The organism is Rhizobium sp. NZLR11 (assembly GCF_019685115.1).
Classification (GTDB): Bacteria; Pseudomonadota; Alphaproteobacteria; order Rhizobiales; family Rhizobiaceae; genus Rhizobium.
In genome coordinates this window covers 169191-181337 of sequence record NZ_JABDWD010000008.1, presented here as the reverse complement: position 1 = coordinate 181337, position 12147 = coordinate 169191, and the positions used below count along the sequence as shown (strand labels likewise).

The window sequence follows — 12147 nt, the reverse complement described above, 5'->3', positions numbered from 1 at the left end:
ACGAATGAGCCTCGTCAAGAAATTCGCAACCGTCGGCGGCGCCACCCTCGGCAGCCGCATCTTCGGCTTCGCCCGCGAAACGCTGATGGCCGCCGCACTCGGCACCGGGCCGATGGCCGACGTCTTTTATGCCGCCTTCCGCTTTCCGAACCTGTTTCGCCGGCTGTTTGCCGAAGGCGCCTTCAACGCCGCCTTCGTGCCACTTTTTGCCAAGGAGATCGAGGCGAACGGCACCGATGGCGCCAAGCGCTTTTCGGAAGAAGTCTTCGGCGTGCTGTTTTCGGTGCTGCTGCTCATCACCATCGTGATGGAGCTTGCCATGCCGCTCCTGGTGCGCTTCGTCATTGCACCGGGCTTTGCCGACGATCCCGACAAATTCTCGATCACCATCCGCATGGCGGCGGTGATGTTTCCCTATCTGATGTGCATGTCGCTGACGGCGATGATGAGCGGCATGCTGAATTCGCTGCACCATTTCTTCGCCGCGGCCATCGCGCCGGTCTTCCTCAACGTGGTGATGATCGGGGCGCTGTTTTATGCGCTCCATACCGGTGCCGATCCGCTGACGACGGCCTGGTATCTCTCCTTTGGCGTTCTTGCCGCCGGCGTCCTGCAGCTCGCCGTCGTCTATGTCGGCGTGCTTGCGGCCGGCATGAGCATCGGCTTCCGCTTCCCGAAGATGACCCCGAACGTCAAGCGGCTGCTGATCCTGGCGGTGCCGGCTGCAGTGACCGGCGGCATCACCCAGATCAACCAGCTGATCGGCCAGGCGATCGCCTCCTCTCGCGAGGGCGCGATTGCAGCGCTGCAATATGCCGACCGGATCTACCAGCTGCCGCTCGGCGTCGTCGGCGTTGCCGTCGGCGTGGTGCTGCTGCCGGAACTTGCCCGGGCGCTGAAGGGCGGCAATCTGCGCGAAGCCGGAAACCTGCAGAACCGCTCGATCGAATTCGTGCTGTTTTTGACCATCCCCGCCGCCTTCGCGCTGTGGATCCTCTCCGACGAGATCATCCGCGTGCTCTACGAGCGCGGCGCCTTCCATCAGGAAAACACCGCCGTCGTCGGCTCGATCCTGGCGATCTACGGCATCGGCCTGCCGGCCTTCGTGCTGATCAAGGCGCTGCAGCCCGGCTTCTATGCGCGCGAGGACACCAAGACGCCGATGCGCTTTTCGGCAATCGCGGTGGCCACCAACTGCGCCACGGCGCTGACCCTCTTTCCCTATATGGGCGCGCCCGGCATCGCCGTTGCCGAAGCCACCGCCGGCTGGATCAGCACCGTGCTGCTGTTCACCACGCTTCTGCGCCGCGGCCATCTGACATGGGAATGGGCGCTGGCAAAACGCACCGTCCTGCTGATCGTCGCCGCAGCCGTGATGGGTGCGGCGATCGTCTTCCTCAAGCAGCACTTTGCGCCCTCGCTTGCCTCCGGCGCGCCGCTTCTGACCAAGGTCGGCACCCTCGGGCTGCTGATTGCGATTGCCATGCTGGTCTATTTCGCCGCCGCCTTCCTGATCGGCGGAGCAAATCTCGGCATGATCCGGCGCAATCTGAACCGCAAGCCGGCGCCGGCAAAGGACCCGCAAGGCTAAGGAGATTGCCGGTGCCTGCCCCTCATCCGCCTGCCGGCACCTTCTCCCCGCTTGCGGGGCGAAGGGGATAGCGGCAACCCCTCTGTTCCTCACCAGCATTTCGCAGGGCACGTCCCCTCTCCCCGTTTTTCACGGGGGTCCGAAGGACGGGTCGAGACCGTTGGCTCGGCCCTGGTGGGGTTAGGGTGAGGGGTAATCTTGAGGGCAAAACCCGGACAACCATTGCACAAGGCCGAGCAGCACCTGCCTTAACAATCGACCCATCGCCGCTGCGGTCCGACGTCGACATGAACGATACCGTTGCAATAGGTGCCGATGCCGCCAATGCCAGGCGCACTTCTGGCGGCCGCGATGATGATGCGCTCCGAGAGGCCCGGCATTCTGATATCGGCCGCCAGGCATTTTCCGTGCAGGGATCCATGGCGGCTGGGATGCGGCCGGAGGCCGGAGGTGATCATTGGCCGGCGCCCGGTTTTTGCGGCGATATGCGACAGGACCGCCCGAAGACGCTCGGGAAAACAACCGGCACGAACACTGACGGTCTGGACCGTATAGGCGAGGCGTGCATCCTGGCTGGGAAGATGGAGGACCGGTCGTTTGCTGTCTTGACCGACGGCGTTGGTTGCTGATTGTAGGGCGAAAAGGCCTGCCATGGCGAGCAAACTGGCGTTCTGCATGGTCCCTCCGGGCGGTTGACGCGGCGACCATTGGGCCGCTACTGCGCGGTAGAGGATTTTCATTTCAATAAAAGCTTTTCTGTGAAATTTTATACTCAATTATGAGTAATCAGCTTGATCATTTTGGCTTAAAACCGTGGATATCGCCGATCCAAATTGGAATAAACGTCTCAATCGGGAGATATAACATGACGATCCAGTCGCTTTTCCTCGTCACCCTCGTCGTCGACGACTACGACCGCGCCAAGGCTTTCTATTGCGATTGCCTCGGTTTCGACTGCCTGCAGGACGAGACGCAGCTGGAGGGAAAGCGCTGGGTGGTGGTGAAGCCGAAGGGTGGGGCCATGGTTGGAGATGGAGCCGCGTTTCTGCTGGCGCAGGCGACAGATGCGACGCAGCGCGCGGCGATCGGCAATCAGACCGGCGGCCGTGTCGGCTTCTTTCTGAAGACCGACGATTTTGCCCGCGACCATGCCGCACTGCTTGCGGCCGGCGTGCGCTTTCTGGAAGAGCCGCGACATGAGGTCTACGGCACGGTTGCGGTGTTTGCCGATCCCTACGGCAACAGCTTCGATCTGATCCAGCATGCCGCAGGCTGAACCCCTTGATTGCGGCCGGTTGCCCGTGCATAAGCCGCGGCGTTAGCAACACGGGCGAAAGCCCTGTTGCAAATGCAGCCATCTAAAAGCTGTGGGCCCTCCACCAGCCTATTGAGGACGACATGAGCGAATTCAAGAAACTCGTATTCTCCGGCGTGCAGCCGACCGGCAATCTGCATCTCGGCAATTATCTCGGCGCCATCCGGCGGTTCGTGGCGCTGCAGGACGGCAATGACTGCATCTACTGCGTCGTCGACATGCATGCGCTCACCGCCCAGCTCGTGCATGAGGACATGCCGAGCCAGACGCGCTCGATCGCCGCCGCCTTCATCGCCGCCGGCATCGATCCGGAAAAGCATATCGTCTTCAACCAGTCGGCCGTGCCGCAGCATGCCGAACTTGCCTGGATCTTCAATTGCGTCGCCCGCATCGGCTGGATGAACCGCATGACGCAATTCAAGGACAAGGCCGGCAAGGATCGCGAACAGGCTTCGCTCGGTCTCTACGCCTATCCTAGCCTGATGGCCGCCGACATTCTCGTCTATCGCGCCACCCATGTGCCTGTCGGTGAGGATCAAAAGCAGCATCTGGAGCTTGCCCGCGACATCGCGATGAAGTTCAACCTCGATTATGCCGAGCATATCAGCAGGACCGGTTATGGGGTCGACATCACCGTCGGCAACGAGCCGGTGCATGCCTATTTCCCGATGGTCGAACCGCTGATCGGCGGGCCGGCGCCGCGCGTCATGTCGCTGCGTGACGGCACCAAGAAAATGTCGAAATCCGACCCTTCCGACCTCTCCCGCATCAACCTGATGGACGACGAGGACGCGATCTCGAAGAAGATCCGCAAGGCAAAGACCGATCCGGACGGCCTGCCGAGCGAGATCGACGGGCTGCAGGGCCGCCCGGAAGCCGACAATCTGGTAGCAATCTATGCGGCCCTTGCCGACAAGTCGAAGGCCGACGTGCTTGCCGAATTCGGCGGCCAGCAGTTCTCCGTCTTCAAGCCGGCACTGGTCGATCTCGCCATCCATGTGATGGCGCCGATCACCGGCGAGATGCGCCGGCTGATGGACGACACCAGCCATATCGACGCGATCCTGCGCAAGGGCGGCGAACGCGCCAGGGCCCGCGCCGAGGTGACGATGAGCCAGGTCCGCGACGTCATCGGCTTCCTCTACTGAGGGTGATCTGTTCTTCTCCCCACCCAGGGGCGAAGGGGACCTTCGTCTGGAGAGAAGGGAACATTCTGCCGGGGGGAGAAGAGGAAAAACTGGGCTTGCAAATTTTCCGCTTCGGGTGTCAGAGTCCGCGCCATGGTATCGAAGCGACTCTCACGGCTCGAAGGTCATCGCCGCAAATTCATGGCGGTGATCGACGGTACACCCGAATGCCAGCGCGCCGTTCATTATGCCGGCCGGCGCGCGAAGAATTCCAATGGCGGGCTGGTGCTGCTCTATGTCATCCCCGACGGGGATTTTCAGCAATGGCTCGGCGTCGAGGCGATCATGCGGGCGGAAGCCCGTGAAGAGGCCGAAGCGGTCGTTGCCAAGATCGCCCAGATCGTGCGCGAGACGATCGGCATCGAGCCTGAGGTCGTCATCCGTGAGGGCAGTGCGGCCGAACAGATCAACGCCGTGATCGAGGAAGACCGCGATGTGGCGATCCTAGTTCTGGCTGCCGGTTCGGCGAAGGAAGGTCCGGGACCGCTGGTTTCGTCGGTTGCCGGCCGCGCGGCGGCGTTTCCGATCCCGGTAACCGTGTTGCCGGATACGCTGACCAACGAGGAAATCGACGCCCTCTGCTGACAATTTCTTGAGTAAAAATCTCTTGAATGGAACCGGCAATGGGCTTATCTTCTTTTGAAGAATTCTAAAGACGGCGAAGCCATGGGCCAGCCGCATGGAGACCCAGATGTTCATTCAGACCGAAGCCACGCCGAACCCCGCCACGCAGAAGTTCCTGCCGGGCAAGGTGGTGATGGAAAACGGCACGGCCGAGTTCCGCAGCGCCGAGGAGGCTGAGGCTTCGCCGCTCGCCGCCCGCCTGTTCGAAATCCCCGGCGTCACCGGCGTCTATTTCGGCTATGATTTTATTTCCGTCTCCAAGGATGATGCCGAATGGCAGCATCTTAAGCCGGCTATATTAGGCTCGATCATGGAGCATTTCATGTCCGGCAAGCCGGTCATGGGCGATGCCTCCATGCTTTCGGAAGACGTCGATGCCGGCGACGAATTCTTCGACGAGGGCGATGAATCGATCGTGCTGACCATCAAGGAGCTTCTGGAGACCCGCGTGCGCCCCGCCGTTGCCCAAGACGGCGGCGACATCACCTTCCGCGGCTTCAAGGACGGCAAGGTCTATCTGAACATGAAGGGTTCCTGCGCCGGCTGCCCGTCTTCAACGGCAACGCTGAAGCACGGCGTCCAGAACCTGCTGCGCCATTTCGTCCCGGAAGTGCAGGAAGTGATTGCCGCTTAAAAGCTTGGATCCGTCCGGCCGTTCATCTCTCGTTCGGCCAGACGGATTTATGTTCAAGCGACAATAGATTTTTCGGAAATTGATGGCATGATTGTTCTGGCGCTCGACACGGCAGGTGTAGACTGCGCTGCCGCCGTTTACGACAGCGGCAGGAATACGATGCTGGGGGAGGCATCGGACATGATCGGCAAGGGGCATGCTGAACATCTGATCGATATCGTTGATCGCGCACTCGATCAGGCGGGGCTGGCACTTTCTCATATCGACCGGATTGCCGTCACCATCGGCCCCGGCTCGTTTACCGGTATCCGTGTCGGCGTTGCCGCAGCCCGGGGTTTTGCGCTTTCCCTCAATGTGCCCGCCGTCGGCGTCACGACGCTCGAGGTCATGGCATCAGCCCAGCGCGAGAAGACGCCTCATCGCCCCGTGCTGGCAGCGATGGACGCCAAACGGGGCGAAATCTACCTCCAGGCCTTTTCATCAGACGGTTCGTCTCTCGACGCGCCACGGGCGTTAAGCGTTGCAGAGGCGCAGGCTTTTGCTAGAGACTTCGACGGCGAGATCACCGGTTCGGCGACGCCGCTGCTGAAGGCCGGCGCCGGCGGCGATCACAGCAACAGTTTCCCGATCTCTGTCGTGGCGCGCCTCGGTGCTGCCGCCTCCCTGGATGCCGGAAAGCCGAAGCCCCTTTATCTGCGCGGACCCGACGCCAAGCCGCAGGCCGGGTATGCAATCGCCCGACGAGTGTGACCATGCTGGAATCCTACCTGACGCTGAAGCCGGAATTCGAAATCATCGCCATGGAGCGCGAGGATTGCCGCGATGTCGCCGTCCTGCATGGGGAGCGCTTTGCCCGACCCTGGGGCGATGGTGAATTTCACGGCCTGCTTATGCAGGACACCGTGTTCGGCTTCGTCGCGCGCCAGACCAATGCCTTTCTGAAAAAGCCGCTTCCCGGCTTCATCCTTGCCCGCCATGTCGCCGGCGAGGCGGAGATCCTGACGATCGCCGTGCAGGCGAAAGTCGCCCGTTCCGGGCTCGGCTGGCGGCTGATGCAGGCGGCGATCCGGGAAGCGCGCGCACGCGGCGGCGAGAGCATGTTCCTCGAGGTCGACAACGGCAATACCGCGGCCCTTGGCCTCTATCGCAAGCTCGGCTTCGAAAAGGTCGGCGAACGCAAGGGTTACTACAAGCAGGACAATGGCGCCCTCTCCACGGCGCTTGTCATGAAGCGCGTTCTTCGGTAGTTGCCTTGCAGCGAGATGACATGCAGGCCGGCGCAAGCACCGCGCGGCGTTGTCGAAACACGGATATTTTACAGGCGGGCCATGTCTGATGTAGCCAAGACCCTTGAGGAGCTTTGCACCGAACGCGGCATGCGCATGACCGAGCAGCGCCGCGTGATCGCGCGCATCCTCGAAGATTCCGAGGATCATCCCGACGTGGAAGAACTCTACCGCCGCTCGGTGAAGGTCGATGCGAAGATTTCGATTTCGACCGTCTATCGCACCGTGAAGCTGTTCGAGGATGCCGGCATTATCGCCCGCCACGATTTCCGCGACGGGCGCTCGCGCTACGAAACGGTGCCGGAAGAGCATCACGACCACCTGATCGACCTGAAGACCGGCACGGTCATCGAATTCCGCTCGCCGGAGATCGAGGCGCTGCAGGAACGCATTGCCCGCGAGCATGGCTTCCGGCTGGTCGACCACCGGCTCGAGCTCTACGGCGTTCCGTTGAAGAAGGAAGATCTCTGAAGCAATGGCCCCCCGGGAGACCAGCATTTGATCGCCTGGCTGCGCATCGGGCTTGCTGCGGTCGTCATCCTCGCCGTCAGCATCGTGCTCATGCCGCTGCAGCTGCTTGCCCTGCGTTTTGACTGGCGGCTGCGCCGCAGGCTTCCGCGCGCCTGGCACCGTATCGTCTGCTATTGTCTCGGCGTCCGCATCCGTGTCACCGGCAGGCTGGAGGAGCGTCGGCCGCTGATGCTCTGTTCCAACCACTCGTCCTGGCTCGACATCATGGTGATGTCGGCGGTTGCCGACGTCGCCTTCATTGCCAAGATCGAGGTGGCCGACTGGCCGATCTTCGGCACGCTCGCCAAGCTGCAGAAGAGCGTCTTCGTCGTGCGCGAGGAGAAGCGCAGGACCGGCCACCAGGCCAACGAGATCGCCGGGCGAATGGCCGACGGCGAGATCGTCGTGCTCTTCCCGGAAGGGACGACTTCCGACGGCAACCGGCTGCTGGAGGTCAAATCCTCGCTGTTCGGCGCTGCTGCGATGGCGGTGCCCGCTTCACCGACGGGAACCGTCGTGGTGCAGCCGGTGGCAATTGCCTACACCAGGGTGCACGGCATCGCCATGGGCCGCTATCATCGGCCGCTGGCCGCCTGGCCGGGGGATATCGAGCTGTTGCCGCATCTGATCGATATCGTGCGATGCGGCGCGATCGACGCCGAGGTTTGCTTCGGCGAGGCGGTGGATTACCGCGCCGACACCAATCGCAAGGAGGTGAGCGGCACGATCGCCTTGCGTATCCGCAACCTGTTGAACAGCTGCCTGCGCGGGCGGGAAATCTCCTGACTCAAGATTTCGATTTTCTCGGACGGCAAAAACCACTAAATAGCGCGCCATGACACAGGACAGCGCCCTTCTCCAGGCCCCGAAGCCGATCGTCGCCGACGGCAGCAACAGCCGCAAGGTCTTCATCAAGACCTATGGCTGCCAGATGAACGTCTACGATTCTATGCGCATGAGCGATGCGCTCGCCCGCGATGGCTATGAGCCGACCGAGGACATGGAAGAGGCGGACCTGGTTCTGCTCAACACCTGCCATATCCGCGAAAAGGCGGCCGAGAAGGTCTATTCGGCGCTCGGGCGGCTGCGCGACATGAAAAAGAGGAAGGCAGCGGACGGAAGGGAGATGATGATCGGCGTTGCCGGCTGCGTCGCCCAGGCCGAAGGCGAGGAGATCCTGCGCCGGGCGCCTGCCGTCGACGTCGTCATCGGCCCGCAGACCTACCACCGCCTGCCGGAGGCGCTGCGCCGGGCCAAAGAGGGCCAGCGCGTCGTCGATACGGAATATGCGATCGAGGACAAGTTCGAGCATCTGCCGATCCCCGAGAGCCGCAAGATCCGCGCCCGCGGCGTCACCGCCTTCCTGACGGTGCAGGAGGGCTGCGACAAGTTCTGCACCTTCTGCGTCGTGCCCTATACGCGGGGCTCGGAAGTGTCGCGGCCGGTTTCTCAGATCGTCGAGGAAGCCGAAAAGCTCGTCGAAGGCGGGGTGCGCGAAATCACCCTGCTCGGGCAGAACGTCAATGCCTGGCACGGCGCCGGGCTGCAGGGCGAGGCATGGAGCCTCGGCGACTTGCTCTACCGCCTTGCCGAGATCTCCGGCCTTGCGCGGCTGCGTTATACCACAAGCCATCCGCGCGACATGGACGACCGGCTGATCAACGCCCATCGCGACCTCGGGGCGCTGATGCCCTATCTGCACCTGCCGGTGCAATCAGGCTCCGACCGTATCCTCAAAGCGATGAACCGGCGCCATACGGCAGCCGAATACCTGACGTTGATTGGGCGCATCCGCGCGGTGCGGCCCGATATTGCGCTGTCGGGCGATTTCATTACCGGCTTTCCGGGGGAGACAGACGCCGATTTTGAGGATACACTCCGGCTTGTGGAGGAGGTCCGTTATGCACAGGCCTTCTCGTTCAAATACTCGACACGGCCGGGCACGCCCGGCGCGGAGCTGAAGGACCAGGTGCCGGAAGAGATCAAGGCAGAACGGCTGGAACGCCTGCAAGCGCTTCTCCTGAAGCAGCAGCAGGAATTTGCCGAATCCTGCATCGGCAAAGAGATTGATCTGTTGCTCGAAAAGCCCGGTCGCATGCCGGAACAGCTAATCGGCCGTTCTCCCTGGCTTCAATCAGTGAATGTTGATGCAAAAGCATCGCAAATCGGTGACATTATTAAAGTGCGAATCACCGGAACCGGAACCAACAGCCTGTTTGCCGAACGCGCAGAGGCTGCGGTTTAACCCAAGGAGCCTGACCGCTTGAACGGACAAGAATTGGTTTCTTCTTCACCGCGCCACCCCCCCCGCACGCCAAGCGACTCCAATCACTTTGTCCTGACGTTCGAGAACAATCGCTTCGCCAGCGAACTCTTCGGTCAATTCGACCAGAACCTCAAGCTACTCGAGGAACGGCTCAACATCGATGCTCGGGCGCGCGGCAATTCGGTCGTTATCACCGGCGATGTCGTGACCACCAACCAGGCGCGGCGCACGCTCGACTATCTCTACGAAAAACTTCAGAAAGGCGGCAGCGTGGAACGATCCGACGTCGAGGGCGCAATCCGCATGGCGGTCGCCGCCGACGATCAGCTCAGCCTTCCCACAATGGAGCGCAAGGCCAAGTTGACGATGGCACAGGTTTCCACCCGCAAGAAGACGATCATCGCCCGCACGCCGACGCAGGACGCCTATATCAGGGCGCTGGAACGCGCCGAAATGGTCTTCGGCGTCGGCCCGGCCGGCACCGGCAAGACCTATCTCGCCGTCGCCCATGCCGCCCAGTTGCTGGAGCGCGGCGCCGTCGAAAAAATTATCCTGTCGCGCCCTGCCGTCGAAGCGGGCGAGCGCCTCGGCTTCCTGCCCGGCGACATGAAGGAAAAGGTCGACCCCTATCTTCGCCCGCTCTATGACGCACTCTACGACATGATCCCCGCCGACAAGGTCGATCGGGCGATCACCGCCGGCGTCATCGAAATCGCGCCGCTCGCCTTCATGCGCGGCCGCACCCTTGCCAACGCCGCCATCATCCTCGACGAGGCGCAGAACACGACATCGATGCAGATGAAGATGTTCCTGACGCGTCTCGGCGAAAATGCCCGGATGATCATCACCGGCGACCCGAGCCAGATCGACCTGCCGCGCGGCGTCAAATCCGGTCTCGTCGAGGCGCTGCAGCTACTGAACGGCGTCGAGGGCATCTCGATCGTGCGCTTCAAGGATACGGACGTCGTCCGCCATCCGCTGGTCGGGCGCATCGTCAGGGCCTATGATTCGACCTATGCCGTCGAAACCGAAGCAGTCAGCCGGCAGGACTGATGGCCGAACTCGACATCCAGATCAGCGTCGAGGACATCGGCTGGCCGGGCGAGGAGACGCTGCTGTCGTTTTGCGAACGCGTGCTCGGCGCAGCCGTGGTCTATCTCCGCGACAGCGAGAAGCAACCGTTCCCGACGATGCCGCCCGAGGTTTCGCTTGTTTTCACCGACGACGCCTCGATCCAGGACATCAACGCCGAATGGCGCGGCAAGGACAAGGCGACCAATGTGCTGTCCTTTCCGGCCTTTCCGGTTCAGCCCGGCAAGATGCCCGGTCCGATGCTCGGCGACATCATCGTCGCTCGGGAGACGGTGGAGCGGGAAGCCGGCGAGCTCGAAAAGAGTTTCGACGACCACCTGACCCACCTTCTGGTGCACGGTTTCTTGCATCTTCTCGGCTACGACCATATGAATAGTGCCGAAGCCGAAATTATGGAGGGGCTGGAGACTCGCATTTTGGCGCAGCTCGGCCTATCTGATCCCTACGAGGGTCAAGACCTTAAAATGGAACCATGAGCGACTTTACGACGAAGCCGGCGGCAGACGCCAAGGACTCCGAGCCATCCTCCTCTTCGGACGAGGCAGGCAGTAGTCGGCCATCCGGCCGATCCCAATCCTTCTGGTCGCGCGCCGCGCGCATCCTCCGTCCGCAGCAGGGCTCGCTGCGTGAGGATCTTGCCGACGCGCTGATGACCGATGCGCACGGCGACGATGCCTTTTCGCCCGACGAACGGGCAATGCTGCACAACATCCTGCGCTTTCGTGAGGTGCGCGTCGCCGACGTGATGGTGCCGCGCGCCGATATCGAGGCGGTCGATCAGAACATCACCATCGGCGAACTGATGATCCTGTTTGAGGAATCCGGCCGCTCGCGCATGCCCGTCTATGCCGATACGCTCGACGATCCGCGCGGCATGGTGCATATCCGCGACCTGCTCTCTTATGTCGCCAAGCAGGCGCGCAACAAGCGCCGCGGCCCGACGAAACCGGCCGCTAGCCTGCCGGCGCTGCCGGCGATCGAGGTTGCGCCCGAAAACATCCAGAAGACCACGCGTCTGGCCAAGCCCAATTTGGACCTCGCCCGCGTCGACTTGCAGAAGACGCTGACGGAAGCCGGCATCATCCGCAAGATCCTGTTCGTGCCGCCGTCGATGCTGGCATCCGACCTGTTGCGCCGCATGCAGGTGAACCGCACGCAGATGGCGCTCGTCATCGACGAATATGGCGGCACCGACGGGCTCGCCTCGCATGAGGACATCGTCGAAATGGTGGTCGGCGACATCGACGACGAACATGACGACGAAGAGGTGATGTTCAAGCGGGTCGCCGAAGACGTCTTCATCGCCGACGCCCGCGTCGAACTGGAAGAGATCGCCGCAGCGATCGGGCCGGATTTCGACATCAGCGAGCAGGTCGACGAGGTCGATACGCTGGGCGGCCTGATCTTCTCCGCGCTCGGCCGCATCCCGGTGCGCGGCGAGGTCGTCCAGGCGCTGCCCGGCTTCGAATTCCACATCCTCGACGCCGATCCGCGCCGCATCAAGCGGCTGCGCATCACCCGCAAGCGCCACGCGATCCGCCGCCGCGCCAAAGTCGATGGCGACATCGCGCCCGGCTCCGACGTCGGCGACGACCGGTCGGCGGAATCGACCGCCAACTAAAGCGCGTGGCATTCAGTTTGA

14 protein-coding genes are annotated in these 12147 nt (G+C 62.4%); 13 read left to right on the top strand and 1 reads right to left on the bottom strand.

Features of this window, described 5'->3' with window-relative positions:
- Positions 1–4: 4 nt before the first annotated feature.
- Entirely contained in the window at positions 5–1591 is a 1587-nt protein-coding gene (gene murJ, locus HJB83_RS16350; RefSeq protein WP_207582651.1) for a murein biosynthesis integral membrane protein MurJ, read from the top strand.
- A gap of 248 nt (positions 1592–1839) precedes the next feature.
- On the opposite strand, the gene HJB83_RS16345 is transcribed toward murJ, so the two are convergent.
- On the bottom strand, positions 1840–2268 hold the full coding sequence (locus tag HJB83_RS16345; RefSeq protein WP_207582650.1) for a D-Ala-D-Ala carboxypeptidase family metallohydrolase: 429 nt from the start codon (positions 2266–2268) through the stop codon (positions 1840–1842).
- Positions 2269–2456: 188 nt separating this feature from the next.
- On the opposite strand from HJB83_RS16345, the gene HJB83_RS16340 reads away from it, so the two are divergent.
- From HJB83_RS16340 to HJB83_RS16285, 12 genes are all read left to right on the top strand, one after another.
- Positions 2457–2867, top strand: a complete 411-nt coding sequence (locus HJB83_RS16340; protein WP_221132416.1) for a VOC family protein — start codon at positions 2457–2459, stop codon at positions 2865–2867.
- Positions 2868–2989: 122 nt separating this feature from the next.
- Complete coding sequence (gene trpS / locus HJB83_RS16335; RefSeq protein ID WP_207582648.1) at positions 2990–4054, top strand: tryptophan--tRNA ligase; 1065 nt, start codon at positions 2990–2992, stop codon at positions 4052–4054.
- A gap of 132 nt (positions 4055–4186) precedes the next feature.
- The gene (locus tag HJB83_RS16330) at positions 4187–4678 is read left to right on the top strand and encodes a universal stress protein (protein ID WP_164006283.1); all 492 of its coding nucleotides are present in this window, start codon (positions 4187–4189) and stop codon (positions 4676–4678) included.
- Positions 4679–4784: 106 nt separating this feature from the next.
- Positions 4785–5351 (top strand): NifU family protein, encoded by a 567-nt coding sequence (locus tag HJB83_RS16325; RefSeq protein ID WP_207582647.1) that lies wholly within the window; start codon positions 4785–4787, stop codon positions 5349–5351.
- 87 nt (positions 5352–5438) lie between these two features.
- Positions 5439–6101 (top strand): tRNA (adenosine(37)-N6)-threonylcarbamoyltransferase complex dimerization subunit type 1 TsaB, encoded by a 663-nt coding sequence (tsaB, locus tag HJB83_RS16320; protein WP_207582646.1) that lies wholly within the window; start codon positions 5439–5441, stop codon positions 6099–6101.
- Between the two features lie 2 nt (positions 6102–6103).
- Positions 6104–6598, top strand: a complete 495-nt coding sequence (locus HJB83_RS16315) for an N-acetyltransferase (protein ID WP_207582645.1) — start codon at positions 6104–6106, stop codon at positions 6596–6598.
- Positions 6599–6679: 81 nt separating this feature from the next.
- Positions 6680–7108 carry a Fur family transcriptional regulator gene (locus tag HJB83_RS16310; RefSeq protein ID WP_007633774.1) on the top strand — a complete coding sequence of 143 codons (429 nt, stop codon included), beginning with the start codon at positions 6680–6682 and terminating at the stop codon, positions 7106–7108.
- A 27-nt stretch (positions 7109–7135) separates the two neighbouring features.
- On the top strand, positions 7136–7933 hold the full coding sequence (locus HJB83_RS16305; protein WP_207582644.1) for a 1-acyl-sn-glycerol-3-phosphate acyltransferase: 798 nt from the start codon (positions 7136–7138) through the stop codon (positions 7931–7933).
- Positions 7934–7982: 49 nt separating this feature from the next.
- Positions 7983–9392 (top strand): tRNA (N6-isopentenyl adenosine(37)-C2)-methylthiotransferase MiaB, encoded by a 1410-nt coding sequence (gene miaB / locus HJB83_RS16300; RefSeq protein ID WP_221132415.1) that lies wholly within the window; start codon positions 7983–7985, stop codon positions 9390–9392.
- Between the two features lie 18 nt (positions 9393–9410).
- A complete protein-coding gene (locus HJB83_RS16295) occupies positions 9411–10466 on the top strand; it encodes a PhoH family protein (protein WP_221116718.1) in 1056 nt (351 codons plus the stop codon).
- Positions 10466–10981 (top strand): rRNA maturation RNase YbeY, encoded by a 516-nt coding sequence (gene ybeY, locus HJB83_RS16290; protein ID WP_207582642.1) that lies wholly within the window; start codon positions 10466–10468, stop codon positions 10979–10981. The genes HJB83_RS16295 and ybeY overlap by 1 nt, the downstream gene beginning before the upstream one ends.
- On the top strand, positions 10978–12126 hold the full coding sequence (locus HJB83_RS16285) for a hemolysin family protein (protein ID WP_207582641.1): 1149 nt from the start codon (positions 10978–10980) through the stop codon (positions 12124–12126). The genes ybeY and HJB83_RS16285 overlap by 4 nt, the downstream gene beginning before the upstream one ends.
- Positions 12127–12147: the final 21 nt, after the last annotated feature.

Excerpts from the sequence above, each read along its gene's own strand:
- murJ (WP_207582651.1), top strand. The coding sequence starts at position 5 with ATGAGCCTCGTCAAGAAATTCGCAACCGTCGGCGGCGCCACCCTCGGC.
- HJB83_RS16345 (WP_207582650.1), bottom strand. The coding sequence starts at position 2,268 with ATGCAGAACGCCAGTTTGCTCGCCATGGCAGGCCTTTTCGCCCTACAA.
- HJB83_RS16340 (WP_221132416.1), top strand. The coding sequence starts at position 2,457 with ATGACGATCCAGTCGCTTTTCCTCGTCACCCTCGTCGTCGACGACTAC.
- trpS (WP_207582648.1), top strand. The coding sequence starts at position 2,990 with ATGAGCGAATTCAAGAAACTCGTATTCTCCGGCGTGCAGCCGACCGGC.
- HJB83_RS16330 (WP_164006283.1), top strand. The coding sequence starts at position 4,187 with ATGGTATCGAAGCGACTCTCACGGCTCGAAGGTCATCGCCGCAAATTC.
- HJB83_RS16325 (WP_207582647.1), top strand. The coding sequence starts at position 4,785 with ATGTTCATTCAGACCGAAGCCACGCCGAACCCCGCCACGCAGAAGTTC.
- tsaB (WP_207582646.1), top strand. The coding sequence starts at position 5,439 with ATGATTGTTCTGGCGCTCGACACGGCAGGTGTAGACTGCGCTGCCGCC.
- HJB83_RS16315 (WP_207582645.1), top strand. The coding sequence starts at position 6,104 with ATGCTGGAATCCTACCTGACGCTGAAGCCGGAATTCGAAATCATCGCC.
- HJB83_RS16310 (WP_007633774.1), top strand. The coding sequence starts at position 6,680 with ATGTCTGATGTAGCCAAGACCCTTGAGGAGCTTTGCACCGAACGCGGC.
- miaB (WP_221132415.1), top strand. The coding sequence starts at position 7,983 with ATGACACAGGACAGCGCCCTTCTCCAGGCCCCGAAGCCGATCGTCGCC.
- ybeY (WP_207582642.1), top strand. The coding sequence starts at position 10,466 with ATGGCCGAACTCGACATCCAGATCAGCGTCGAGGACATCGGCTGGCCG.
- HJB83_RS16285 (WP_207582641.1), top strand. The coding sequence starts at position 10,978 with ATGAGCGACTTTACGACGAAGCCGGCGGCAGACGCCAAGGACTCCGAG.